Here is a 25,378-nt window from a genome sequence, read left to right as displayed (position 1 = left end):
CCTTTCGCGCCGGCTATTGGCCGCGCGTGGTTGAACCTCCCGAACAAGGGGGGGCTTTTGTTTCAGGGGTGGGGGTGGACGGACGCCCGGATCAAGGACCGGGTAGTAAATGGCCTTTTAGGGCTGGCTAGTAGGAATGGACTGCCCAAGACTGGGGCCTAGTCGCATAAAAAATTTTGACCTCGACTCACCCCCGCCGTCGATTCCACCGCTGGGAAAACTGGAGGGAATGCTTGGGGGGCGCTTGGCGACGGCAACACGTCTCGTTGCTTTGTCGAGTATTTCAGAACTAAGTTTTAAGACGACACAACTAGTGACGCGAGATCACAGCATTTGACGCAGAAGACGATCCATATGGGACCGATCACCTACAGTCTTTGCCAGAAACAGATCATTGGGCTTGCAATGTTTATCACGGGGCTCTGCTCGTTCCCGCCCTTGATTGCAGCTACTGATGTTTCCCTTCGAGAGTCTGGCTTGATCCTCGATAGGGCATTCAACGTGCCGGTGGACAAGTCGTATCAGCTCGAACTTGAATTTGTCTTTCCTTCGATTGAAGCCCGTATTGCAGACAAGCTTGTGGGAGACGGAGACGGCAGCAGTTTCTGTACCAGCAATACAGACTACGACGCTATCCCGGACCGAGCGCGCGCACGCTTGGGCCTTCCCATTCCCTTCAGAGTCGTTGTTCGCGCAAAACCTGGAGAAGCTCCCGTAGTTGATCAAACCTTCCACTCGTTATGCAATATGAGCCACGCACGAAACTCTAAGGGCAGGATGATAGGCCGATTACACCTCAATCGAGGTAACCATCGAATCGAGGTTTACAGCTTACAACCGCAGCCCGCCTTCAACGATATTGAAGTGCAACTGAGCCTCGTCAGTGGTCATGGGAAGTGAGTTAGGGGAACATGGTCAGATTCCCAGACCTCCACGCATGGCCTTGGCGGGTGTTCGATCGGAGGCCGCTGCCCGGGCGTGAATGTTCGGACTGTTGCCCGGTGATCAGCTCCCTTGATCGAAAGCCGGGAGAGGGAAACTGTTCGGTGGTGCGATTGGTCCTGCCGGAGCGATCGCTGTCTCGTTCCTAGCTCTGTCTCAATCAGTCCATCGCGTCCCAATAGGGTAAACCCTCGCGGTACAACGCCGTGAGACAATATAAATGTCTCAATAGGATTGACTCAGATATTTTGAGACACTAGAAATTTAACATCTAGAGTCAAATGAGACAGAGGCAATCCAAATGACCACGATTGGCTATGCGCGGGTTAGCACCACCGATCAGGACTTGAGCATTCAGATCGCGGCGCTCCGGGTTGCGGGGTGTGATGTGATCCGTTCTGAAAAGGTTTCAGGAACTAGCACCACCGGGCGAGTTGAGTTGCAGACGATCCTAGATTTCCTGCGAGCCGGTGACGTGCTGACCGTGACTCGAATTGACCGACTAGCCCGCTCCATTGGTGACCTACAGGATATTGTTAGGGCTGTGCGTTCCAAGGGTGCAAGCCTCAAGGCCACCGAACAACCGATCGATACCAGCACGGCAGCGGGGAAGGCATTCCTCGATATGCTGGGGGTATTCGCTGAATTCGAGACCAATCTGCGGAAGGAGCGCCAATTGGAAGGTATCGCTAAGGCCAAGGCCAACAATGTCTACAAGGGCCGGAAGCCATCAATCGATGTTGAAAAGGTCCGTGCGCTAAAGGCTGAAGGCATGGGCCCGGTGGCGATTGCCAAGGCGCTCAAGATCGGACGGGCTTCTGTTTACCGGGCGATGGCAAGCACGACGGCATAATCATTATTACAGCGGGGGATAGGGTTGGCAGTTCAAAACGAAGACGCCGCTCGGCATTCGAATGACACGCCAGCATTGGCTGTAAAGCCGGGGATATTGTTCGGGCGTGCTTTGGGGATGACCAAACCCCTGGGGCACGCGGCTTTCCACCCGGCTATCTATCCGACTATCCACCCGGCTTTGAATCTGAGCGGATGAGCATGTCGGCAATGCCACGATTGCGACAGCGAGGATCCATTTGCGTAGGGCGCTCATTGGTCCCTCTTGAGCCTTTGCGCCCCCACTGATGCGTCTTGCTTGATGAGGCGAACTCGGTAACGTGGTTTAGGTTCAATGCGCGCCCCCTCATGATCTAAGATGGCGACCTAGATTCCCATCCTTTTGATCATCCCGATGGCGGCATATTCCAGCGGTGAGCTGACTCCCCCGGTTCCTAGAACCTATAGTCCTCCATTGGTCGTCCGTTCAGGACGCTACTGGATGTAGCCTGGCAACAATCGCGAAAATTGCCAGTCGCGCAAAGGTAGCTAGCGCCAGCTGAGGCAAGCGCCATCACTTGGGAAGGGCAGGCGGTTTCTCCTAATAGGGAGGGATCGCCTTTATCGTGTCCGCCGATATCGCAGTAGGCCTGAATGCTTCCGGTGTTCGGACCGCTCGCGGTGGATCGTGGTCCGCTACGCATGTTATGCGGATGATGAATCGGATTGAGGCCTGATCGTCAACGCAAGCGGCGCGGCGGGCTATAATCTGTCGGTGCGTTGCGCTTGAAAGCCTTCGTCGTAGCCCCGCTGCTTTGCGGCCTTGCCCATTGCTTCGCCGAGCATCCGAATACCGCGAACATAAGCCTCGTATCGTTGCTGCGCTGTTCTCAGTTTGCGAACGTGCGCCAAGTTATCGAGCGCCTTCGCCACTGGCTCGGGGAGCGGTTCGCCGGGCCGTTCATAACTATGGCTCACAAAGAAGGCTATTTCGCTGGTGGCCTCTTTTATGCCTTCCAGTCTGATCCTCGTGCGTTGTTCTCGCACAATCCAGTTTAGTCCGTAGATCAGCCAGAAGAGGACCCCGAGGCCGCCGATGATCGAACCCAGATTTGGCGTGTGATCCATTGTGTCACCCGGTCAGCGGCATGCTGCCTATATATGGATGGGAGCCACGTCAAGTGAGGTGCCAACGCTCGCAAGCCTGGCGCTGCTTCATTTCTTCAGGGCCGTCACAAGCCCTATGAGAGCGCCTATCGTCCCTATTGCCGTTGACCCGACAAGCCCGAACACTTTCAATCGAAAGTCCCATTTTTCGTTGCGTTCCTTTCGGATGGCCGCCCGCAAGTTGGAATAGGCCGAGGTTGTAAGATAGTAGCCACCTCCGCGAGCCTCGATCCACGCATCTTCATCATCGTTATCCGGCGTTGGCACCTTTTCACGAGCAGCACGACGCAACAGATACGTGGTCTCAAGGACCGAAATTCTATTCATCACCGTGTATTTGGCCTCGCTCGACCATGGCGCGGCGTTAGCAGTGGCCCCTTTGTCGGCTTCCCGGTTTGTGCGGTAGCGTCGATCAATTCGGTCTAGCTCCCTGTTGAGTCGCCAGACCTGCCACTGATACATGATCGCCGAAAACATTATGCCTCCCGCCCGACTGATTCCGCGCTCGCGGTGTTAGCTGGAGCAACGTGGCGAGCGGGCGCTCGCGGCTACCCGACTCAATATCTGACACAATAGCCGCCGCTACTGGCGAACCAAGCTGACGGACAGGTTGTTCCCTTGATCTTCGGAACCGCTTTTCTCGTATCCCGATGCAACGCCTGACAGCAATGTCCGGTGGCGAAATATCCGACCGGGCACGAAGAACCGGTCCGCTGAATGCGATCGGTGCCATCTGCTTTCGGGATGCAATAGGGTGATGCAGCAAGGGCCGGGGAGAGCGTTAAAATCCAAACCGTTAGTGTCCGAACGAAGATCATTTCCAACCACCGAATAACCACCGATTGCCCGTGAACAAACAGCGATAATCCGCCAAAGTCAAAACAGAAATATATAGACATATCAATTATTTATGCCGAGACAGCGGCGTTCGGGACGCAGGGGTCGCAGGTTCAAATCCTGCCACTCCGACCATCATTTCAATGACTTATAATTTCGATGCGCCAGCCGCGCAACGCGATGCGCGACGAATTGACCCCTCAAGTGTGCGTTAGCCGTATGCTAGGCGCTAGTGCTTGTTTACGTCGGACCGCTTGTTACGGGGCCGCGAGATCGTCTGGCATGCATTTTCCGGTTTCAGTGTTCTGTGATGCGTCGACCCGACGCATTTTGCGTCAAGATCGCGCGGTGGTTGCTCACGCGCGAACCTGCCGGGGCGATTTACCTGGATTGCGCAGGCCTCGGATCAGGGCAGCCGCTGCCGAGCGGCGCCTGCGGCAGGAACTGCTTGCCGTTCTCGACCAGGAAATCGAGCATTTCCTGCGCCGGAGGAAGCAACACCTTGTCTTTCCTCCTGACGACGAACCATTGCCGAATAATAGGAAGACCGGTGATGTCGAGCGTGATCATCCGGCCTTCCTTAAGTTCCACGGCCACGGTGTGCGCCGAGATGAAAGCGATCCCGAGACCGGCGATGACCGCCTGCTTGATGGTCTCGTTGCTGCTCATCTCCATGCCGATCTGCGGCTCGAGATTGCTGTTCTCAAAAAACTGTTCCATGAGGAATCGTGTACCCGAGCCCGGCTTACGGGAAACGAACCTTTCGTGCGCCAAATCGACCGCCGAAAGCCCGGACGCGTTTGCAAGCCGGTGTCCTGTCGGCGCGATGACGACATGCGGATGGTCGCCGATCAAATGCCTGTCCAGTTCGATATCGGGAGGCGGGTGGCCCATGATTGCAAAATCGAGCGCATAGCTGCGCAGAGCCTGACGTATGTCCTGGCGATTGACGATCGTCAGACTGATGTCCATCCCTGGATGAAGCTTCGAAAACGCGGAAATCGCAAATGGGACAAAATATTTTGCCGTACTGACAGCGCCGATCGATATGCGCCCGCCGGTTCGACCGGTGATCATGTCGAGCGACGTTGCGCAACTTTCGATCGCAGCTTCGATGCGCTCGAAAAGCGTGTACAACTCCTGTCCAGCAGGCGTGAGAACCATGCCGTCGCTGGTTCGCTGGAGCAGAGGCAGTCCGCAGAGTTGCTGAAGATTTCGCAATTGCAGCGTGACCGCAGGTTGAGTCAAATGCAATTTGTTAGCGGCGGCAGTGACGCTACCCCCTACCGCAACCGATGCCAAAGCACGAAGCTGCCGAATTGTAACGTCGCGAAGCTTCGTGATCATATAAGAAAATTTTTGCCGCGATGAAGGATATTGAAATTGTACTTATTACATGCAACGAGTCAATTCTCGCGATGCTCTGGAAAGCGGCAAATCGGCTGTTTGGAGATTGCGGCCGAGGGGGAGTCTGAATGAGCCAAGAGCTGACACTGCAGCAAAGGATGGATGGCGAGGCGGGTTCGGATCCGCTCCGCCAGGCAGTGAAGGAAGCAGTAGCTGCGCTTGCGCGGGCTGCGGTCGATATTTCCGATCTGACCTGCCGCGGAGCGTTGGCCGGGATCACCGGACAGGCACAAGGTCGCAACACCGACGGGGACATTCAAAAGGATCTTGATGTTCGCGCCGATCAAATTATTCGCGACGCTCTCGGCAAGCTGCCGATCGCAGCGCTTGCCTCCGAGGAAATGGCGGATCTGGATATTTTGAATCCGGGCGCGCCGATCTGCGTTGCATTCGATCCGTTGGACGGTTCGTCGAACATCAACACGAACATGTCGGTAGGTACGATTTTTTCAATCATGCCGACGCCTTCCGATGTCAATGCGGCTTTCAGGCAAGCAGGAAGTGCGCAGCTTGCGGCCGGTTTCGTTGTCTATGGTCCGCAGACCTCTCTCGTTCTCACGCTCGGGCGGGGTGTCGACGTCTTCACGCTTGACCGAGCCGACAGGGTGTTCAAGCTCACCGGATCGTCAGTGCAAATTCCGACGGACGCAAACGAGTTTGCGATCAATGCATCGAACAGGCGGCATTGGGACCTGCCGGTTCGCGCCTATATCGACGAGTGCCTTGCGGGAGCCGATGGGCCCTGCGGCAAGAATTTCAACATGCGCTGGATCGGCTCGCTCGTCGCGGAGGCTTTCCGCATTCTTATTCGCGGCGGTATTTTCCTCTATCCCGGAGACGCTCGGGACGGCTATGAGGAAGGGCGCCTGCGCCTGGTTTACGAGGCGCACCCGATGGCTTTCATCGTCGAGCAGGCAGGCGGTGGCGCTTCGACCGGACGAAAGCGGGTTCTCGATATCGTACCCGACAGTCTTCATCAGCGAGTGCCGCTGATTATGGGTTCGATCAAGAACGTCCAGCGGCTCGAACATATGCATACGGTCCCCGACGTCGCTCTGGAAGCGAATGCGCCGTTGTTCGGGAACCGCGGTCTGTTTCGCGTTTGAGGGGCTGATATCGTGTCAAGGAAGCATCCCATCATATCAATTACGGGTTCGTCGGGCGCCGGTACGACGTCCGTCAAGCGAACCTTCGAGCAGATTTTCCGCCGCGAGAATGTCGTTGCGGCCTACATCGAAGGCGACGCTTTCCACCGTTACAATCGCGCTGAAATGCGCACCCGCATGGCCGAGGAATCGGACAAGGGCAACAAGCACTTCAGTCATTTCAGTCCTGAAACGAACTTGTTCGCCGAACTTGAGGGTGTGTTCCGTAGCTATGGCGAGACCGGAACGGGCAACACGCGATACTATGTTCACGACGATGCGGAATCGGCGCTGCACGGTGTTCCTCCTGGAACGTTTACCGACTGGCAGCCTCTGCCCGACGCTTCGGATTTGTTGTTCTACGAGGGTCTTCACGGGGCCGTTGTGACTGACAAGGTGAATGTCGCTCAGTACGCGGATCTCAAGATCGGTGTCGTTCCCGTCATCAATCTCGAATGGATCCAGAAGCTGCACCGCGACCGGAATGCGCGTGGCTATTCCACCGAGGCGGTCACCGACACCATCCTTCGGCGTATGCCGGATTACGTCAATTATATCTGTCCTCAATTCGCTGAGACGGACATCAATTTCCAACGCGTGCCGACGGTGGATACTTCGAACCCGTTCATCTCCCGGTGGATACCGACGCCCGACGAGTCGATGGTCGTCATCCGCCTCAAGAATCCGCGCGGGATCGATTTTCCGTATCTGCTGTCGATGATTCCGAGCAGCTTCATGTCGCGCGCCAACTCGATCGTCATCCACGGCTCCAAGCTGGACCTCGCGATGCAGTTGATCCTGACGCCGCTGATCCTTCAGCTCATCGAGCGAAAGAAGCGCGCATGATTGGAATCGTATTTCCGATATCGTCAGCCCCTGCAGCGTCGAGACGGGGCGTGGCCAACAATACGATCGCGCTAAACGCGACATCTTTTCACGATAGCCAGATGGGGAGGGAACCGACATGGCACGCATAACTTTGAGACAGTTGCTGGATCACGCTGCAGAGCACGGCTACGGCGTGCCAGCGTTCAATATCAACAATATGGAGCAGGGGCTTGCCATCATGGAGGCTGCGGCCGCCGTCGATGCGCCGGTCATCATGCAGGCTTCGCGGGGCGCGCGCTCCTACGCCAACGACATCATGCTCGCGAACATGATCGACGCGCTGGACCAGATGTATCCGCATATTCCGCTGTGCATGCATCAGGATCACGGCAACGAGGAGTCGACCTGTGCGACCGCGATCAAGTACGGTTTCACCTCGGTCATGATGGACGGCTCGCTCAAGGCCGACGCCAAGACCGCAGCGGACTACGAATATAACGTCGACATCACCCGCCGCGTCGTTGACTTGGCGCACTGGGTCGGCGCCTCTGTGGAAGGCGAACTGGGCGTGCTTGGCTCGCTCGAACACGGCGGCGGCGAGCAGGAGGACGGGCACGGCATCGAAGGGCCGGTCAGCCACGATCAATTGCTGACCGATCCGGATCAGGCCGTCGATTTCGTCCGCGCGACCAAGGTCGACGCTCTGGCGATCGCGATGGGCACCTCACACGGCGCCTATAAGTTCTCGCGGAAGCCTGATGGCGACATTCTGGCCATGAAGGTGGTCGAGGAAATCCATCGCCGCCTTCCCAATACGCATCTGGTGATGCACGGCTCGTCCTCGGTACCGCAACATCTGCAGGACGAGTTCAACAAGTTCGGTGGCGAGATGCCGCAGACTTGGGGCGTGCCAGTCGAGGAAATCGTTCGCGGAATCAAGCATGGCGTTCGCAAGGTCAATATCGACACCGACTGCCGTCTGGCCATGACTGCGGTATTCCGGAAAGTCGCGGCCAGCAACAAGAGCGAATTCGATCCACGCAAGTTCCTGAAACCCGCGATGGATGCAATGCGCGACCTCTGCCGCGAGCGTTTCGAGCAGTTCGGCACTGCCGGGAATGCCTCGAAGATCAAGGTGATCCCATTGGCTGAAATGGCCAAGCTTTACCGCACCGGTAAACTTGATCCGCGTATCGGTGAAACAGCCGTCGCGGCCGAGTGATACGATCCTGGCTGGCGTGGCCCGGCCTCCGGCTTGACCGCCGGAAGGCCGATTGCCGCCGCAACATTGCTACACCACCGTCTCCCATGCGGTGACCGCACGTCCCGAGGGCCAGTCTAGCACCTCGTGACATGCCTCCATCCGGTTCCAACTAGGACGATTCATCCTCCCGATCGTCCAGCCCCGGATGTACTGCTCCGTCGTCTTGCATGGCGACGGAGCCTTTCTCCCGGAAATGCCCTGAATATCCAGGAGAAAATACGAGGGTAAGCCGATCGGCACGCCCCATGCTGCCGCATGATCTCACAGCACAATGTGGTGGCGTTCTTTCACTGTGCCGACCGGGTTTCGCGCCATCGAAAAGGAGTACGATCGGTCTGGTTCCGAGATTCAGGGAGTACTGAAAAACAGGATGTGATCGCTGCCGAAATATTCGATGGACTTACAATCCCCGCAATCGGGTTCAAACAGTCGCTTCAGTCTCATTCAATCGCATTGTATCAGGCTGAAGCGTTCCTTTCATTTGACCATGATCTCCTCGATCTTATCAAAAGTGATTCTCACCTTTCGGGATCATGCTCCAAGCTCTGGCAGTCGGGGGACGATCATGGGAGGACGAATGACATCCACGCGCCACGCGGCCATCGTCCTGGCCGCACTGTCACTGGGCGGATGCGCTAATCTTGAGCGCCACAATTCGAACGCGCTGTCCCAGACCGATGACGATGGCTATTGCCAAGCGCAGGGCGGACCCCAAGGATCCGCAGCCTACACTGCCTGCCGCAAAAATCGTGACGTTGCCGCCACGCGATCGGATCGGATGGAGCGCACCCACCGCGATCTCGCCGAGCGGATGCTGAACGGGCAGTAGCCGACTGATTTTCTAAGCCAGCGGACTCACGAACGTCACGGCTTAACTCGCGTCCTGCGAACTGGGCTCGGATCGTGGTTCGTCGCGATATTTCAGAATCCATGCAACATAAAACGTGAAAAGTCCGATAGAAAGAACTGCAGCCGTCGCAACCAGGGCGTAGACAAAAGCAACAGGATGGTCGTGTGCTGTGATCCAGTGGCCAGAAGTAAATCGGTCCGAATAATATATTCTGCCCTGACTGAGGGCGTTCCAGAAATTATTTAGCGAAATCCAGAGACACAGAATCGTTACCTCGGTCGCAAAAATCCGATGGCGCTTTAGTTGCTCCAGTGCTTTGCCATTGCGCTTCATTTGTGACCCGAAAGCTCTTGGTACCATCGCTTGGATGGCGTCGCGGACTTTCACGAGAATTGAAGCCGTGTTTGAAACCGTTTGCGTCCGCAATCATATCGCTGGATCCGAACCTTTCAAGGCTGAGGCGACAAACGTTAGCGCTCGTCCTCCTCCTCCTCGGCCTTCTTGCCGCCGATCGTCTTTAGCTTGGCGAATACGGCATCGACGTTGAGATCGTCCTGCTGCTTTTCGGTAGGCTCGAATTCGCCGTCCTGACGGGTGGTCTCGGACGCTGGCAGCAAGGTAGCGCCGCCATACTGCTGATCGGCCGGCTTCTCCTTGGCCGCGCGTTGCACCTCGAAATCGAGCTCGATCTGCGAGCAAAGCCCCAGCGTCACCGGATCCATCGGAGTCAGAGTCGAGGCGTTCCAGTGGGTGCGGTCACGCACCGCGGCAATCGTGGTTTTGGTCGTGCCTACCAGACGCATGATTTGAGCGTCCTTCAATTCCGGATGATTGCGCACGAGCCAGAGGATCGCGCTTGGCCGCTCATGGCGGCGTGACACCGGAGTGTAGCGGGGTCCCTTTTTCTTGGCTGCCGGTGGCAGCACCACCCGGCTTTCGCTCAGCTTCAGCCGGTAGTCCGGGTCCTTTTCGCCCTTCTCGATCTCGTCGCGGGTGAGTTGGCCGGTGGAGATCGGGTCCATGCCCTTGATGCCCTGGGCGGCATCGCCGTCAGCGATGGCGCGGACCTCCAGGGGATGCATCTTGGTAAAGTCGGCGACCTGATCGAACGACAGCGCGGTATTGTCGACGAGCCACACGGCAGTCGCTTTCGGCATCAGCGGCGAATTGCTCATGGCAAATCTCCTTTGCGCTTTGCCCACCCCTCAGGGCAAAGCCTTTTGGTCATCGACGATGACGGGAATTAGGGTCTATATATGCTGCTGGAGGTCGGCCGCGCAATGGTTTGCTCTGTCGATCCCTGGTTTACGGAACCTGCCTTGACAGCGCCCGAAAGCCGTCCAAAGTCATCACTTAAGTATTGGCCGTTCCCGCCCTGCCGGTGTGGGGTGATTCGGCACGGATCGCCTCATGAATGCTAAACCAAAACTTAAAATCGTGCTTTGCTCGCCCCGCGGCTTCTGCGCTGGGGTGGTCAGGGCGATTGATACCGTGGAACGTGCGCTGACGCTGTATGGCGCGCCGGTCTATGTGCGTCACGAAATCGTCCATAATCGCTATGTTGTCGATAGCCTTCGCGCCAAGGGAGCGATCTTCGTCGAGGAACTGGCGGAGATCCCCGACGACACCAAGGCGCCGGTGGTCTTTTCCGCCCATGGCGTGCCGAAGTCGGTTCCTGCAGACGCTCAGAGGCGCAATTTCTTTTCGCTCGATGCCACCTGTCCTCTCGTGACCAAGGTTCACCGCGAGGCGGCGATCCATTTCAAGCGCGGCCACGAGATTCTGCTGATCGGGCATTCCCATCACCCGGAAGTTGTCGGCACCGTCGGGCAATTGCCAGCGGGTGCGGTAACTCTGATCGAAACCGCCGAGGACGCCGAGAAATTCACGCCGAAAGATGCCGGTAATCTTGCTTTCGTGACTCAAACCACGCTGTCCATCGACGACACCGCCGAGATCGTGGCGGTGCTGAAGCAACGCTTCCCGGACATCCATGGTCCGCACAAGGAAGACATCTGCTACGCCACCACCAACCGCCAGTTGGCCGTCAAGAAGGTCGCGCCGGTGGTCGACGCGCTGATCGTGGTCGGAGCGCCGAACTCCTCCAATTCGCAACGGCTGCGCGAGGTTGCCGAGCGCGAGGGTTGCAAAGTATCCGTGCTTGCGCAGCGCGCCAGCGATCTCGACTGGAACATGTTCGAGGGGATCAGAAGTCTTGGCATCACCGCGGGCGCGTCGGCACCCGAAGTCATCGTCGAGGAAATCATGGACGCATTCGCTGCGTGCTATGAACTCGAGGTGGAAACAGTTTCGGCTGCGGAAGAAAACGAGTTTTTCCCGCTGCCCCGCTCGCTGCGACCTGACGCCGCCTAGGGCCTTTCCGCTTCTGATGGAATCAGAAGCGAGGTTCTATGATTCTGATTTGACGCGTTTTCTTCACGCCAACCGGTACCCACCTCGCTTGAAAACGCTATAGCACGACCGGGACCGGAACGGGGATACGAGATGGCGGTCTACACCGACGTCGCCGCCGAGGAGCTTGCGGATTTTTTGAAAGCCTACGATATCGGCGAGGTGCTGTCCTACAAGGGCATCGCCGAAGGCGTCGAGAACTCCAACTATCTGCTGCACACCACCTCCGGATCGTTTTTCCTGACGCTCTATGAAAAGCGCGTCGCCATCGACGACCTGCCGTTCTTTCTCGGTTTGATGGGTCATCTTGCGACCCACGGCATCGTGTGTCCGCAACCGGTCAAGGCGCGCGGCGGCGAAACGCTTGGCCGCCTCGCGGGGCGTCCCGCCGCCATCATCGATTTTCTCGAGGGCGTGTGGCCACGGAAGCCAAACGTCGCTCATTGCGCCGCGACTGGCGCTGCGCTAGCGAAGCTGCATCTCGCCGGCGGTGATTTCCCCATGAGTCGCGCTAATGCGCTGTCGGTGTCCAGTTGGCGGCCGCTGTTCGAACAGGCCGGAGCTTGCATCGATACCGTGCAACAGGGGTTGCACGATTTTCTCAAGGCTGAACTCGACCACCTTGAAGCACACTGGCCGGAGAAGCTGCCGGCTGGCGTGATCCATGCCGACCTGTTTCCTGATAACGTGCTGTTTCTCGGCGAGAGGCTATCGGGGCTGATCGATTTCTATTTCGCTTGCAATGATTTCTTGGCCTATGACGTCGCGATCTGCCTCAACGCCTGGTGTTTCGAGCCGGATCATTCCTTCAACGTCACCAAGGCCCGGGCGCTGCTTGCCGCCTACAATTGCGAGCGCGCGCTGTCGGAGGCCGAACAGGCAGCGTTGCCTTTGCTCGCGCGGGGCGCCGCGTTGCGGTTTCTGCTGACGCGGCTGGTCGATTTTCTCAACGTGCCCGCCGGCGCGCTGGTGAAACCGAAAGACCCGCTCGAATACGTCCGCAAGCTGCGTTTCCAGCAGCGTGTCGGCAGCGTCCGCGACTACGGCGTCGCGATCTCGGGGCTGGTGGCGTGAATTCGCCCGCGCTTCCGCATGTCACGATTTTCACGGACGGCGCCTGCTCAGGCAACCCGGGGCCTGGCGGCTGGGGCGCGATCCTGCGGTTCGGTGAAATCGAAAAAGAACTGAAAGGTGGCGAACCGCATACCACCAACAACCGGATGGAGTTGCTGGCGGCGATCTCGGCGCTGGAGGCGCTGAAGCGTCCGGCGCTTGTCGATCTCACCACCGACAGCCAGTACGTGCGACAAGGCATCACTGGCTGGATTCACAACTGGAAGCGGAACGGCTGGCGTACCGCCGATAAAAAGCCAGTGAAGAACGCCGACCTGTGGCAGCGGCTCGACGATGCGCTGAAGCCTCATGACGTGCGCTGGCACTGGATCAAGGGTCACGCCGGCCATGACGAGAACGAGCGCGCCGATCAGCTTGCGCGCGAAGGCGTGGCGATGGCGCGGCTGAAGTAAGTCACTCATCATTGCCGGACTTGATCCGGCAATCTATTTCAAAAATCCTACGAAGAAGATGGATGCGCGGGTCATAGCGAACGGGAGCGACCCCGTTTTTCGAACGGCTATGCCCGCGCATGACATCAATTTTTACAACTGCCCGACCAACGTGTCTCCGCCGGAGACCTCGACCTTGCCGGGCGAGTCCTCGACATTTAGCTTCTTTACCACGCCGTCTTCGACCAGCATGGAATAGCGCTTCGAGCGGATGCCGAGGCCCTTCTCAGACCCATCGAACTCCATGCCGATCGCCTTGGCGAACTCGGCGTTGCCGTCGGCGAGAAAGGTCGCTTCGTTACGCTGGTCGGTATCGCGCTTCCAGGCGCTCAGGACGAACACGTCGTTGACCGAGACGATCGCGATCTCGCCCACGCCCTTGTCCTTGATGGCGCGAGCGCTGGCGAAAATACTCGGCAGATGCTGTTTATGACAGGTACCTGTGTAGGCGCCGGGCACGGCGAACAACGCTACTTTCCTTCCTTTGAAGATGTCGCCGGTGCTTTTGGTCTGGACCCCGTCCTCGGTCATGATACGAAACGTCGCATCGGGCAGGCGGTCGCCAACTTTGATGGTCATCGTCAAATCTCCATGGAATGGCAGCGTGGGGAGGAGGAATGGAGGTACAATATTCCAACAGCGAAACAGCAACGGCTACCCGTTCACCGTACCTCCATAACGCGCTTTCGGGTACATCGCGAAAACGTCTCAAATATAACGCTAACGCCCAGGCCTTGATCCATCAAAGTCAAAACAGCGTTAGCCTGCAAACCCGCCCGCGTCGAGAAACGTCTGCTCTTCGGCGCTCGTCGTGCGCCCGAGCACAAGATTGCGATGCGGAAAACGGCCGAACCGGCGAATGATGTCGGCATGGATTTCCACGAATTTGAGGTTGTCCGGTCGGCCGCGGGCACGAAACAGCTCAATGCGGCGGTCTTGATCCGCGAGCCGCTCGGAATGCATGAGGGGCATATAAAGGAACTCGACAAGGTCGAGCTCTATGCGCGTGTCGGCGCCGCCCGCAATGGCACGAACGGCGACGGCTAGCGCCTGATCGTCGGTCGAGAAGGTCTGGGCGTCGCCGCGGAACATGTTGCGCGGAAACTGGTCGAGCACGATGACGAGCGCCAGCGCGCCGTCGTCGGTCTCCTCCCATCCCCTGAGTTCGCCATCCTGAGCAGCTTCCCAAAGCCTTTGAAAGCGACGGCGCACCTCGGCGTCGAACGCGTCGTCCTTGATATACCATTTGGACATGCCGGCCTCTCGCCAGAAGGCGAGGATATCGGCGGGAGAGGGGAGATTTGTGTCATTCATGATCGAACAGGCGTTTTCCTGAACCCTGTGCTCCAGGAGAGGTGATTTCTAAGCGGGGCCTTTGGCTTCGTCGCGCAATGCGCGGCGGAGAATCTTGCCGACATTGGTTTTCGGCAGAGTGTCGCGGAATTCGATTCGCCTCGGCACCTTGTAGCTCGTCAGCTGTGTCCGCGCGAACTTGATGAGATCCTCGGATGTGAGATTCCGATCCTTCCTCACCACGAAAGCCTTCACCGCCTCACCCGATTTCTCGTCCTTGACGCCGACCACAGCGCATTCCAGCACGCCCGGATGACTCGCGATTACGTCCTCAATCTCGTTCGGATAGACATTGAACCCGGAGACCAGGATCATGTCCTTCTTGCGGTCGACGATCCGGGTGTAACCGTCCGCGGACATGATGCCGATGTCGCCGGTACGGAAGAAGCCGTCCGCCGTCATCACCTTTGCGGTCTCGTCCGGCCTGTTCCAGTAGCCAGGCATCAGTTGTGGACCGGTGGCGCAGATTTCGCCCGGCTCGCCGAGCGGCGTTTCCTGGCCGCTATCGTCCCGGATGGAGACGTATGTCGAGGGCATGGGAAGCCCGATCGAGCCGGAGAATTTGGTGCTGTCGGCGGGATTGCAGGTCAGCGTCGGCGAGGTTTCCGAAAGGCCGTAGCCTTCCAGCAACGGGCATGCCGTCGTTTTCAGCCACCTTTCCGCCACGACCTTCTGGACGGCCATGCCGCCGCCGATCGACACCTTGAGTTTCGAGAAGTCGACACGGTCGAAGCCGGGTGCGTTAAGAAGGGCGTTGTAGAGCGTATTCACCGCCGGGAAGACGTTGATCTGATACTTCATCAATTCCTTGACGAGGCCCGGCATGTCGCGCGGATTCGGGATCAGCAGATTGACGCCGCCCGCGCGCATCCCCAGCATGAAGCACGCTGTCAGCGCAAAGATATGATAGAGCGGCAGAGCGCAGACGATGAAGATCTGATCGATCATCGGCGGCTTCGTCAGTGCCGGCTGCAGCCAGGCATCGTTCTGCAGCACGTTGGCGAGAATGTTGCGATGGAGCAGCGTCGCGCCCTTCGAGACGCCGGTTGTGCCACCGGTATACTGCAGGAAGGCCACATCGTCAGCCACGAGTTCGGGCCGCGCAAGCGTCATGCCGCGCCCCGCGGCAAGGGCGTCGTTGAACTTGACCGCGCCCGGGATTGATGACGGCGGCACCATCTTTTTGACGTGGCGAACAACGAAGTTGACGATCACGCCCTTGAAACCGAGCAGATCGCCCATGCTGCCGATAATGACGTGCCTGACGTCGGTTTTACCGATCACCTGCTGCACCGTCGACGCGAAGTTCTCCAGCACGATGATCGCTTCCGCGCCGGAGTCCTTGAGCTGATGTTCAAGCTCGTGCGGCGTGTAGAGCGGGTTGACGTTGACCACGACATAGCCGGCGCGCAGCACGGCCACTGTCGAAATCGGATATTGCAGGACGTTCGGCATCATCAGCGCGACGCGAGCGCCCTTTTTCAGTCCCCGGCCTTGCAGGTAGGCGCCGAGGGCAAGCGACGTCTCGTCGAGCTGGCGATAGGTTATCGCCTTGTCCATGCAGATGAAGGCCTTGCGGTCGCTGAACCTGGCGAAGCTCTCCTCCAGCAACTTGATCAACGAAGCGTACTGTGACGCGTCGATGTCAGCGGGCACGCCTGCGGGATATTGCCTAAGCCAGATGCGATCCATGTGACGCCCCCGGTGATCCTTGTTCAAAGGGAGAGAAAATGTCGTGGTCAGGGAATATCGGGCAAGGCGGCTGTCCAAGGCAAGCAGTTGCGCGATAACGACGCATGTGCCGCCGCAGCAGGCTCGAGGGGCTTATCTTGGCGTGGTTGGCCCGCGATGGTTTGGCGGCCAGCGTCTGGCGGCGGTTTACGGCTTGGACTTGCCTTCGGCTGTTTTCGGCTTGGCGGAAGCTGGCCGGACACCGGGGCGCTTCGCATCAGGCTTTTTGCTGGCGGCCGGCTTCGTATTGGCTGGAGGTTTTGTGGAATTGGGGTTGATGGTTACCGAGACTTGGTTCTTCAATTTTTCATTAGCTTTGGCTTCCGGCGCGGCGTTGTCGTCGCGTTTGCCGTGGGCAGTCTTGCTGCGCTTACCGGCTTTTGGCGGAGCATCGCGTGCGGCATCGGCTTCTGCTGCTGCGGCGATGGCAGCGCCGGTTCGCGTCGGTCCGGTATAGACAACGATCGGATCCGAGGGCGCGGGGGCGGCTGCGATCATGTCCACCGGCCGCAACGTCGGTGGTTGAACGCCAGTCGAAAGGAACGACATCACGGCGTTGCCGGTGGCTGTCGAATTGGCGACGACATCGTCGTCCTCGTCGCTGGCAGGATGCTTGCGTTTGGGGCCGCACATTTCATCGCGCAGATTGGGAGGCGCGGCCGCGATCGGCGCCAGATTGTCAACCGTGCCGAGCGCCGGACGCAGCCACGACAGCGTGTTGTTGGCGAAGCCGCGCTCCAGCATTTGCGCGACGCGCACCGCGCGCATCGTGCCTGACGACGCGCCGAGCACCACTGCGATCAGGCGTTTGCCATTCTGCGTGGCCGAGCCGACGAGATTGTAGCCGGACGCGCAGATGAATCCGGTCTTGAAGCCGTCGGCGCCGGGAAAGCGCCCGATCAGCTTGTTGAAGTTATGTGTCACCCTGCGGCCGTAGCGGATCGAGGGGATATGCATGAAATATTCGTATTCAGGCAAATCGTGAATGATCGCGCGTGCGAGAATGGCGAGATCGCGCGCCGAGGTGATCTGGCCGTCGGCGGGCAGCCCATTAGGGTTGACGTAGCTCGTCTGCGTCATGCCGAGCCGCTGCGCGGTCGCGTTCATTTCGGCGGAGAAGCCGTCGATCGAGCCACCGACGCCTTCCGCCAGCACCACGGCCATGTCGTTGGCCGACTTCACCAGCATCATCTTCAGCGCGTTGTCGACGGTGACCTGCGTGCCCGGCCGGAATCCCATTTTCGAAGGCGACTGCGCGGCCGCGGTCGGCGATACCGCGAACAGCGTGTCGAGTGTGATGCGTCCCTGCTTGACCGCGGTCAGCGTGACATAAGCGGTCATCAGCTTGGTGACCGAGGCCGGATACCAGGGATAGGTGGCGTTCTCGGCCTCCAGCACCTTGCCGCTGTCGGCTTCAATCAGCAGATGCGCTTCGGTGGCTTGGGCCGCGCGCAGCGGCGCGATGGCAACCATCAATCCGGCCACGAGGATCATCCAGATCGGCAATGATTTACGAAACAGGGCGATGGCAGGATGCACGGTCGTTCCGGTCCTTTGAGACCTCACTTTGGCAAGGAGGCCTGCTTCTCGAGTATTTTCCGGCTAAGGGGAGTCCGACTTAACCGTAAGAAATGCTCTCAATGAGTAACTGCGCGTATTCTGATCGCAAAACCGGTATCCACTTTTGCGGAATGCGTGCTAGGTTTCAAGCGTGTCCGGGCGCCGTCGACGCGGCGGCCCCAATCTATACCGGCCTGGCAAGCCAGAACAGATGGCTCGCAGCCTAATTCCCCAACGAAAGGGGCCGAATTTCGACGGTCTGGCTGGTTCGCGACGATGGTTAGCCTGCTGGGGTATTCTCCTGCGTCATGAATTGCGCTTTCGCAAGTTGAGCGAAGTGGCCGCCGTTCGCCACCAGTTCGTCAAAGGTTCCGTTTTCGATCACGCGCCCGTTCTCGAAAACCAGAATACGCGTGGCGTTGCGGATGGTGGACAGCCGGTGCGCGATGACGAATGTCGTGCGTCCCTTCATCACCTCGTCGAGCGCGGCATTGACCTTGGCCTCGGTCACGGCGTCGAGCGCGCTGGTTGCCTCGTCGAGGATCAGGATCGGCGGGTCCTTCAGCAACGCGCGGGCAATCGATAGCCGCTGCCGCTCGCCGCCGGACAGCATTCGCCCGCGCTCGCCGGCATGGGTGTCGAATTTTTTCTCGCCGCGTTCGATGAAGTCGAGCGCCTGGGCCCGCTCGGCGGCGAACCGCATCTCCTCCTCGGTGGCGTCAGGCTTGCCGACGCGCAGGTTCTCCGCGATCGAGCGGTCGAATAGCAGCGCCTCCTGGAACACCACGCCGATGTTTCGCCGCAACGAGGTCAGCGTCAGGCCGCGGATGTCCATGCCATCGATCTTGATGCTGCCGGACTGCGGATCGAACGCACGATGCAGCAGCGCGGCGGCGGTGGACTTGCCGGCGCCGGTCGGGCCGACCAATGCGATGGTCTCGCCGGGCAACGCGACGAACGACAGATCCTCCACCGCGGGCCGCTTGCCGTCATAGGAGAACGACACGTCATGGAATTCGATGAGTCCCTGCAATCGCCCGGCGTCGACGGCGTCGCGACGGTCGCGCACTGCCGGAACGGCGTCGAGCACGTTGAAGAACTCCTTGAGCCGCGGCGCCTCCATGAACACGCTGTTGATGAAGGCTACCACTTGCTCGAGCCTCTGGATCAGCATAGTGGCGAAGCTCACGAACATCACGATCTCGCCGACCGATGTCATCCCCTGCTGGTTCAGCACGATGCCGACGGCGAAGATCGCCAGGATGGTGATAGTGGTCGAGGCGCGCGTCATCACGGTGACGACGGCCCACCACGACAGCACCGGCATCTGCGCCGCCAGCAGCTTGTCGACGACGAACCGCAGACCTTGAACCTCGGCATCGACGCGCACAAAGCTCTGCACCAGTGCGACGTTACCGAGGGCGTCGGAGGCGCGCGCAGAGAGGTCGCTGAAATGCGCCTCCACCTCGTTCTGCATATCGAAGGTTCTGCGAACCACCAGCGTCGTCAGCATCGTGAACACGATGCAGAGCGCGAACAACAGGATCGCCAGCCGCCAGTTGATATAGAGCGATAGCGGCAGCAGTACTACGAGCGACATCATCGCCGCGAAATGCTCGCGGAAGAATCCGAGCCACAGTCGCCACAGGGCGTCCGTGCCTTGCAGCATCACCTTCATCAGCCGTCCCGAATGGGTGCCGGCATGGTAGGTGAGCGGCAATTGCATGATGTGTTCGAAATAGCCCGTCAGCACGGCCTGGCGCTGGCGATGCGAAAGACGGTCGGCCTGCAAGGCCACGATCACGCCGCACAGGATCGTGAAGAGGCCGAAGGCCACCCAAACCGCCAGCAGTGGCCACGGCGAGGTCGAAGTTGTCCCGAAAGGACCCGCGGCGGGATTGCCGGAGAGCACGTCGACGATGCGGCCGAACAGCACCGGCTCGGCGAACTGCGCGCCGGCCAGCAGCAGATTGGCGCCGGCTAAAATCCAGCCAAGCCGCGCTTCTCTGCCAAGCAACTCAAGAACGCGCGTATAAAGGCGAACCATCGACATCGGAAGCGGCTCTGTGGATCGCAACACTATAGCGTTTTCGTGCGAAGTGGATACCGGTTCGCTCGAAACCGCTATAGCCGGGCCGGCTGTGGAATACAGCTTCCTCGTGCCATTTACTCGGCCTGCGTGATCTTGCGGTCGCTGGCCGGTGGTAAAAAACTGCTGTCAAAAATATCCGTGGCCGCCGGACGATTGCGGAACTTGAAATTTTCGGCGATCTGGTCGAGCAACGTCTCGAACCGGACCGGGTCGATACCGCCGATGCCCCTGTGTCGGACCTCGCTGGTCAGAATGTTGTCGCTTAGGACCGCATGCAGGCGTTCCAGTTCGACGGCCCGTGATCCGCTAGCCATCTGACCCAGCACGTCATCGACAGCCAGCGCGGGCTCCCTGATGGTAAGTCGCAGACCGGCGATCACCGCGCGCACAAATGCCTTCACCGCTTCCGGCTTGTCGGCTGCGAATTCCGGGTTGACGATCAGGGCCTTGCCATAGGCGGCGCAGCCGTAGTCAGAAAATCGCAGCACGGCGATATCGTCGGCTGGAATACCGCGATTGCGCAGGTCGATCGCCGACAGGTACGACAGGCCGGATATGGCGTCGAGCTGGCCCGCCGACAGCATCGGTTCACGAACGGCGGGGCCGATCTGCTGCAGCTTCACGGCCTTGAGTTTTAATCCGTTCCGCCGCGCGAGCGCAGGCCACAGTCTGATGGAAAGATCGCCATCGGAGACGCCGACAGTCTTGCCCTCGATGTCGGCAAGCGTGGTGATGCCCCGGCTCTTGCGCGCAATGAAGGCGTAGGCTGTTTTGTCGAACAGCACGAACACCGCCTTAATTGGCCGCACACCTGGCTGATCGCGAAAGCGGATCAGGGCGTTGAGGTCGGCGAGCGCCAGTTCGCTCGTGCCGACCGCGACGCGCGCGATGGCGTCCGCCGTGTCGGTGGCGGCCATCGTCGTGACATTCAGGCCTTCCGCGCCGAATAGCCCCCTGGTCGATGCCAGAATGACCGGAGCCACGGCGGCATCGATCGGGCGGTCGAGCGAGAATTTGATCTCGGTTGGCGCGCCGGCATCGGCCCGGCCGCCCGCAACGCCGAGGTATGCAACGCCGACCGCGCTCACGAGCACAAGGAGGGCGTACCAGAGACGGATAGAACGCACTTGCATGGAAGATACTGCGGCGGATCAATTGTGGCGGCCGCAACGCGCGACCGTAACTCGGTTGCAGTCTATCAGAGGCAATTTAAATGCGCGATGACCGCTGCAATATGTCGCGCTTTCAAGTTGCCTTTTACACTCCGTCGGGAACCGATGGGTGAGTCGACCGCCGGCTCCAGTTCGCTGTGCAAGTACCGATGAATCTTCGCATCAGCCATGGACAAATCGGCTCTGCGATGGTTGATCGCGCCATGCTGAGACGGACTTACAACTGGTGCATCGCCGCCGCTGACAAGCCCTATGCGCTCTGGATTTTGGCCGCAGTGGCTTTCGCTGAAAGCTCATTCTTTCCAGTGCCGCCCGATGTCATGTTGCTGCCGATGGCGCTGGCGCGGCCACAACGGGCCTGGCTGTTCGCGACCGTATGCACGATCGCCTCGGTTGCCGGCGGCGTGCTTGGCTATGCGATCGGCGCATTACTCTACGATTCGGTCGGCCAATGGCTCATTCATCTGTATGGACTTGGCGACAAGGTCGAAGCGTTTCGCGCGTCGTATGCGCATTGGGGCGCGTGGATCATCATCGGCAAGGGCCTGACGCCGATTCCCTACAAGCTCGTCACCATCACATCGGGTTTCGCCGGATACGATGTCTGGTTGTTCGTCCTGTGCTCGATCATCGCCCGGGGTGGCCGCTTCTTCATCGTCGCGATCCTGCTCGATCGCTTCGGCGACGCCATTCGCCACGAAATTGAAAAGCGGCTCGGTCTTTGGGTGTCCATCGGTGCTGCCGTTATCGTTCTGGGATTTGTGATCGCATTCCGCTTGATCTGAAGCATCATCCCGACCCAAAGGGCCGCGTAGCGCATGCGCGCGAAGCGTTTGCGTTGATGAACAGGGCAGAGTTGGAATAGATGGAGCGGCGATTTCGGGCGAGATCGCCTTTTAACGGTGGAGGAGGGAGGGCCATAAGATGACGGTCAATGATGACCTGGAAAAATTTAGGCAGGCGAGGGCGATGGCCTTCAAACGTGGCTTTGTTGTTCGAAGGGCGGACGACCCGGATGATCCCAAGCCCTACACGCTGGTTCGCCAAGCCGTGGAAACGCATCTTGCGACCATCGATGAGGTGCTGGAGGAACTCAAACGGACCAAGTAATTGTGCCGGACGGCATCGCCAGCCTCGTGAACTCGTCGTGGGGAGTGTTCCACCGGCGGTTCGTTCCAAGTCCGCTCTGAGCGGAACCAGAGGACTCCTTTGGGGGCGGTTCCGTTGGTTAAGACCTCATTAACCACTATCAGGCACCTTGTCCGAGACTGGTATGTATCTGCCGAGAAAGAGGCCAGATACCGTTCGGGCGGGCATAAGGCCGATGGAACGCGACATCGCGTCGGTAAGAACACCGGCGACCATCCAGGAATTGCAGGCGCGAGTGACCGCGGCGTTCGGCAGGCATCCGTTGTGCCGCGAGGTGCAGTTCGACATCGTCAGCACGCCGAAGACTCACAGAGGCGCCAACTGGACGGTCAGCATGAACGCCATCCCGCCAAATGCAATCTGGGAAGTCTCCGAACTCGTTGCCGACATCCAGGACGCCTATATTCTGGCAGCCTGACTGCCGGCCACCGCGTCCCGAGATTCGGATTGCGTGTGAATATCGGCCGCCCAGCCCGGTCTTGCGCAGGCAAGTCTTGATTCATATCGAGTTGTGAGGATCAATCGGCTGCGCTCGTGAACTGAACCGGAGGCCTTTTTGACGCGGACGATGACGATCCTGGCGTTTGCGTGCTGTGTTGTCACGGGGGTGGCGCTGGCGGCGATATTCGGCCGCGGCAACGTTCTGATGGTCCGGTTTGTTGCAGCGCCGTCTCCAGTGTCCGTAGAATCAGAACCGACGGAGCTGGCAGCCAATCGCGAGAGCAAGGCAGACAGGCTTCCGGTTCAGGCCGCGGCGCCTGACGCTGGCGCCGATCTGACGTTGTCAGGATCGCTGCGGCCGGCGGTTGCAACCGAGCCCTTCGACACCGAGATTGCGCCGTCGACGCCACCGATCGAGGACCCGCCGCTGCCACGTCCCCGACCTAAACTTGCAAACCAGTCCATTCAGAAGGACTATTCGCTGTTGAGCGATATGCAGATCGCTGCGTTGAAAGGAAGGCTGCGACTGACGCCCGGGCAGGAGCCCTACTGGCCAGCCGTGGAAAGCGCATTGCGCGATGCCGCCCATAAAATCCACGAGCGGCGTTCGGCACCGGGCAAGAACGCTTCGCTCGGAGCCGGTGAGATCGAGCAGATCAAGGTCGCGGCCCAGCCGTTGTTGACCAGGCTGCGAGAGGACCAGAAGCAGGAGGTGCGTGCGCTGGCGCGCATCATCGGGCTGGAGGCGGTGGCTTCGCTGATCTGAGGCTGTTCGCCATTGATGTTCTAGCCGGCGTCGAATTGGCTTGCCGAGCACCACTCGTACGTCCGGTTATGTCCCGTTGCGAAAGCTGGACGTCTGACAGACAAAGCCGCTCTTTTCGTTCTTGGACTGGACCGGTTGCCAGTCCGATGTCCATTTTCTTTCCATTCACCAGCATATTGGACCCGCCAAAAATGGTGGACAAACAAGCGGAGAGGCTCAGATCATGGCCGCCGTTCGCGTACCGTTGCAAGCGCGCGGGTTTCGGCGCGAATGCGGATACCGAGCACCAGCGCGTTCAGGACAGTGAAGACAAGCGCCAGCAGATACAGATGAAGCGCGAGCGGTAACACTGCGATTTCCGCGACAACGATCGCATAGTTCGGATGCGACAAGTATCTGTAAGGTCCCGATGTCACCATCGGCGCATCAGGTAAGACGATGATGCGCGTGGTCCATCGTGGTCCGAGGGTTGTGAGCACCCAAAGGCGAAACACTTGGAGCAGAATGAAAACCGAAAGGGCGACGAAGTTGACATCGTGATTGCGGCCCCACGCCCATAATGCGATCAGCCAGGCGGCATGGGTCGCGACGATCAGCGGATAATGACCAGGCGCGATCTCGATCGCGCCCCGCGCCAATAGTCTCGCGGTATTGTAACGGGACAGGATGAGTTCGCCTAGCCGCTGCACTGTAACCAGCGCGAGAATGAGAGCGGCGAGAGTCACGCGGCGTGACGTAGCGTGACGCAGCTAGCGGTGAAGCCCGGGCCCAGCGAGGTCACAAGCGACCGCGAGGGCAGGCCCTGTGCGCGGGCGCGTTCGAGTACAAACAAGACGGTGGCCGCTGACATGTTGCCGTAATCGGCGATGACGCTTCGTTCGTGATCGAGAGTTCCCTGATCGAGGGAGAAAGCGCGCTCGATCGCGACGATGACCTTTGCACCCCCCGGATGGCAGATGAAGCGGTCGATGTCTCCGATCGAGAGACCCAGCCCGGACAGAACTGCGGTGACGCCCGGCTTCATGTGCGCGAGCACAAAGTCCGGAATCGTGCGCTGGAAGATCACGCCGAATCCTTCGGGGTCTACGCGCCATCCCATAATATCGAGCGTGTTCGGCCAGAGGTACTCGCCGGTCGCCTCGACATGTGTCGCGCCGCCATCTCCGGCGCGCAGCACGACAGCGGCGGCTCCATCGCCGAACAGACTGGCGGCAACGATATTGGCCTTTGTCAGCTCGTCGTGGCGAACGGCGAGCGTACAAAGTTCGAGGACCACGAGGAGCACGTTGGTGCCTGGCCGGGCTTGTGCCAGTCGCGATGCAATGGATAGTCCCGCGACGCCGCCGGCGCAGCCGAGCCCAAACACCGGCACGCGCGACACATCCGTTCGGAAGCCCAGCCTGCCGGCGACGCGGGCCTCAAGCGTCGGGGTGGCGATGCCGGTCGAACACACCGTAACGACAGTGTCGATGTCAGTTGCGCCAAGATCGGCCCGCTCCATGGCCTTTTGCGCGACTTCGACGAACAGTGCTTCAGCGCCGTCCAGAAAGGCTTGAGTTCGCTCCGGCCAACCCCGCGGCTTGCAATACCATTCAATCGGCTTCACGCCGTAGCGGTGCTGGATGCCCGTGTTGGCGAAGAGCGAGGATAACGTTTCAAACCGTGGGTATCGCGAGCCTAAGATGAAACGCGCCGCGTCGAGGATTTGCGACTGATGAAACACATTGGGCGGAACCCCGGTCGCCATTGAAAGCAAAGCGGCCGTGTGTTTCATATCATCGCTCCTGCTCCTATTGTCTCCTCATGCGCGATGCGCGCAGACGCTGCTTGCGTCTCTATGCGAGTGCGCATGAGATTTTGTTGCAA

The 25,378-nt window shown here is 59.3% G+C and carries 24 protein-coding genes and 1 pseudogene; 13 read left to right on the top strand and 12 right to left on the bottom strand.

The features are described 5' to 3' along the window. Window positions 1-333 precede the first annotated feature (333 nt). Window positions 334-900 (top strand): DUF5625 family protein, encoded by a 567-nt coding sequence (locus tag ACM561_RS15850; RefSeq protein ID WP_425906275.1) that lies wholly within the window; start codon window positions 334-336, stop codon window positions 898-900. A gap of 343 nt (window positions 901-1,243) precedes the next feature. Continuing rightward, the gene (locus tag ACM561_RS15845) at window positions 1,244-1,795 is read left to right on the top strand and encodes a recombinase family protein (RefSeq protein WP_425906273.1); all 552 of its coding nucleotides are present in this window, start codon (window positions 1,244-1,246) and stop codon (window positions 1,793-1,795) included. A gap of 740 nt (window positions 1,796-2,535) precedes the next feature. On the opposite strand, the gene ACM561_RS15840 is transcribed toward ACM561_RS15845, so the two are convergent. From ACM561_RS15840 to ACM561_RS15830, 3 genes are all read right to left on the bottom strand, one after another. Continuing rightward, window positions 2,536-2,901 (bottom strand): hypothetical protein, encoded by a 366-nt coding sequence (locus ACM561_RS15840; RefSeq protein ID WP_425906271.1) that lies wholly within the window; start codon window positions 2,899-2,901, stop codon window positions 2,536-2,538. A gap of 87 nt (window positions 2,902-2,988) precedes the next feature. Further along, window positions 2,989-3,417, bottom strand: a complete 429-nt coding sequence (locus ACM561_RS15835; RefSeq protein ID WP_425906269.1) for a hypothetical protein — start codon at window positions 3,415-3,417, stop codon at window positions 2,989-2,991. Between the two features lie 741 nt (window positions 3,418-4,158). Next, window positions 4,159-5,124, bottom strand: coding sequence for a LysR family transcriptional regulator (locus tag ACM561_RS15830; protein WP_425906267.1), 966 nt, complete (start codon window positions 5,122-5,124; stop codon window positions 4,159-4,161). Window positions 5,125-5,252: 128 nt separating this feature from the next. Here ACM561_RS15830 and ACM561_RS15825 point away from each other — a divergent pair, with 128 nt between their 5' ends. The 4 genes from ACM561_RS15825 to ACM561_RS15810 all read left to right on the top strand — a co-directional run bounded on the left by ACM561_RS15825 (window position 5,253) and on the right by ACM561_RS15810 (window position 9,250). Continuing rightward, a complete protein-coding gene (locus tag ACM561_RS15825) occupies window positions 5,253-6,290 on the top strand; it encodes a class 1 fructose-bisphosphatase (RefSeq protein ID WP_425906266.1) in 1,038 nt (345 codons plus the stop codon). A gap of 12 nt (window positions 6,291-6,302) precedes the next feature. Further along, window positions 6,303-7,175 carry a phosphoribulokinase gene (locus ACM561_RS15820; RefSeq protein WP_079448256.1) on the top strand — a complete coding sequence of 291 codons (873 nt, stop codon included), beginning with the start codon at window positions 6,303-6,305 and terminating at the stop codon, window positions 7,173-7,175. A gap of 118 nt (window positions 7,176-7,293) precedes the next feature. Beyond that, window positions 7,294-8,379, top strand: coding sequence for a class II fructose-bisphosphate aldolase (gene fba, locus ACM561_RS15815; RefSeq protein WP_079448255.1), 1,086 nt, complete (start codon window positions 7,294-7,296; stop codon window positions 8,377-8,379). 619 nt (window positions 8,380-8,998) lie between these two features. Further along, window positions 8,999-9,250: a hypothetical protein gene (locus ACM561_RS15810; protein ID WP_425906263.1), complete on the top strand. Its 252-nt coding sequence runs from the start codon at window positions 8,999-9,001 to the stop codon at window positions 9,248-9,250. Between the two features lie 491 nt (window positions 9,251-9,741). Here the strand turns inward: ACM561_RS15810 and ACM561_RS15805 are convergent, their stop codons facing one another. Continuing rightward, window positions 9,742-10,446, bottom strand: a complete 705-nt coding sequence (locus tag ACM561_RS15805) for a DUF1013 domain-containing protein (protein ID WP_425906261.1) — start codon at window positions 10,444-10,446, stop codon at window positions 9,742-9,744. A 235-nt stretch (window positions 10,447-10,681) separates the two neighbouring features. On the opposite strand from ACM561_RS15805, the gene ispH reads away from it, so the two are divergent. The 3 genes from ispH (at window position 10,682) to rnhA (ending at window position 13,209) form a co-directional block, all read left to right on the top strand. Beyond that, window positions 10,682-11,644 (top strand): 4-hydroxy-3-methylbut-2-enyl diphosphate reductase, encoded by a 963-nt coding sequence (ispH, locus tag ACM561_RS15800; protein WP_425906260.1) that lies wholly within the window; start codon window positions 10,682-10,684, stop codon window positions 11,642-11,644. 132 nt (window positions 11,645-11,776) lie between these two features. Further along, window positions 11,777-12,757, top strand: a complete 981-nt coding sequence (locus tag ACM561_RS15795) for a homoserine kinase (RefSeq protein ID WP_425906258.1) — start codon at window positions 11,777-11,779, stop codon at window positions 12,755-12,757. Beyond that, on the top strand, window positions 12,754-13,209 hold the full coding sequence (gene rnhA / locus ACM561_RS15790) for a ribonuclease HI (RefSeq protein WP_079448249.1): 456 nt from the start codon (window positions 12,754-12,756) through the stop codon (window positions 13,207-13,209). Before ACM561_RS15795 ends, rnhA begins: the two co-directional genes overlap by 4 nt. Window positions 13,210-13,341: 132 nt before the next feature. Here the strand turns inward: rnhA and ACM561_RS15785 are convergent, their stop codons facing one another. The 6 genes from ACM561_RS15785 to ACM561_RS15760 form a co-directional block, all read right to left on the bottom strand. Next, window positions 13,342-13,827, bottom strand: coding sequence for a peroxiredoxin (locus ACM561_RS15785; RefSeq protein WP_425906257.1), 486 nt, complete (start codon window positions 13,825-13,827; stop codon window positions 13,342-13,344). A gap of 180 nt (window positions 13,828-14,007) precedes the next feature. Further along, window positions 14,008-14,562, bottom strand: coding sequence for a DUF924 family protein (locus ACM561_RS15780; protein WP_425906255.1), 555 nt, complete (start codon window positions 14,560-14,562; stop codon window positions 14,008-14,010). A 48-nt stretch (window positions 14,563-14,610) separates the two neighbouring features. Next, window positions 14,611-16,293: a long-chain fatty acid--CoA ligase gene (locus ACM561_RS15775; RefSeq protein WP_425906253.1), complete on the bottom strand. Its 1,683-nt coding sequence runs from the start codon at window positions 16,291-16,293 to the stop codon at window positions 14,611-14,613. Window positions 16,294-16,479: 186 nt separating this feature from the next. Next, window positions 16,480-17,871, bottom strand: coding sequence for a D-alanyl-D-alanine carboxypeptidase family protein (locus ACM561_RS15770; protein WP_425906251.1), 1,392 nt, complete (start codon window positions 17,869-17,871; stop codon window positions 16,480-16,482). 301 nt (window positions 17,872-18,172) lie between these two features. Continuing rightward, entirely contained in the window at window positions 18,173-19,945 is a 1,773-nt protein-coding gene (locus tag ACM561_RS15765) for a glucan ABC transporter ATP-binding protein/ permease (RefSeq protein ID WP_425906250.1), read from the bottom strand. Window positions 19,946-20,058: 113 nt separating this feature from the next. Further along, entirely contained in the window at window positions 20,059-21,117 is a 1,059-nt protein-coding gene (locus ACM561_RS15760) for an ABC transporter substrate-binding protein (protein WP_425906248.1), read from the bottom strand. A gap of 242 nt (window positions 21,118-21,359) precedes the next feature. Here ACM561_RS15760 and ACM561_RS15755 point away from each other — a divergent pair, with 242 nt between their 5' ends. The 4 genes from ACM561_RS15755 (at window position 21,360) to ACM561_RS15740 (ending at window position 23,512) form a co-directional block, all read left to right on the top strand. Further along, window positions 21,360-21,941, top strand: a complete 582-nt coding sequence (locus ACM561_RS15755; RefSeq protein ID WP_425906246.1) for a YqaA family protein — start codon at window positions 21,360-21,362, stop codon at window positions 21,939-21,941. 139 nt (window positions 21,942-22,080) lie between these two features. After that, a complete protein-coding gene (locus ACM561_RS15750) occupies window positions 22,081-22,266 on the top strand; it encodes a hypothetical protein (protein WP_079448241.1) in 186 nt (61 codons plus the stop codon). Between the two features lie 214 nt (window positions 22,267-22,480). Next, window positions 22,481-22,723: a hypothetical protein gene (locus tag ACM561_RS15745; RefSeq protein ID WP_425906243.1), complete on the top strand. Its 243-nt coding sequence runs from the start codon at window positions 22,481-22,483 to the stop codon at window positions 22,721-22,723. 138 nt (window positions 22,724-22,861) lie between these two features. Next, window positions 22,862-23,512, top strand: a complete 651-nt coding sequence (locus ACM561_RS15740; protein ID WP_425906242.1) for a hypothetical protein — start codon at window positions 22,862-22,864, stop codon at window positions 23,510-23,512. Between the two features lie 221 nt (window positions 23,513-23,733). Here ACM561_RS15740 and ACM561_RS15735 read toward each other — a convergent pair whose 3' ends face one another. Together ACM561_RS15735 and ACM561_RS15730 are read right to left on the bottom strand one after the other, a co-directional pair. Next, window positions 23,734-24,237 carry an isoprenylcysteine carboxyl methyltransferase family protein gene (locus tag ACM561_RS15735; protein WP_425906240.1) on the bottom strand — a complete coding sequence of 168 codons (504 nt, stop codon included), beginning with the start codon at window positions 24,235-24,237 and terminating at the stop codon, window positions 23,734-23,736. Next, a pseudogene (locus tag ACM561_RS15730) lies at window positions 24,234-25,289 on the bottom strand (type III polyketide synthase); the annotation flags it as partial. The pseudogene ACM561_RS15730 and the gene ACM561_RS15735, both read right to left, overlap by 4 nt. Window positions 25,290-25,378: the final 89 nt, after the last annotated feature.

Origin of the sequence: Nitrobacter sp. TKz-YC02 (assembly GCF_049852135.1) — a bacterium.
Taxonomy (GTDB): domain Bacteria; phylum Pseudomonadota; class Alphaproteobacteria; order Rhizobiales; family Xanthobacteraceae; genus Nitrobacter; species Nitrobacter vulgaris.
This window is presented reverse-complemented; position numbering and strand designations above follow the sequence as displayed.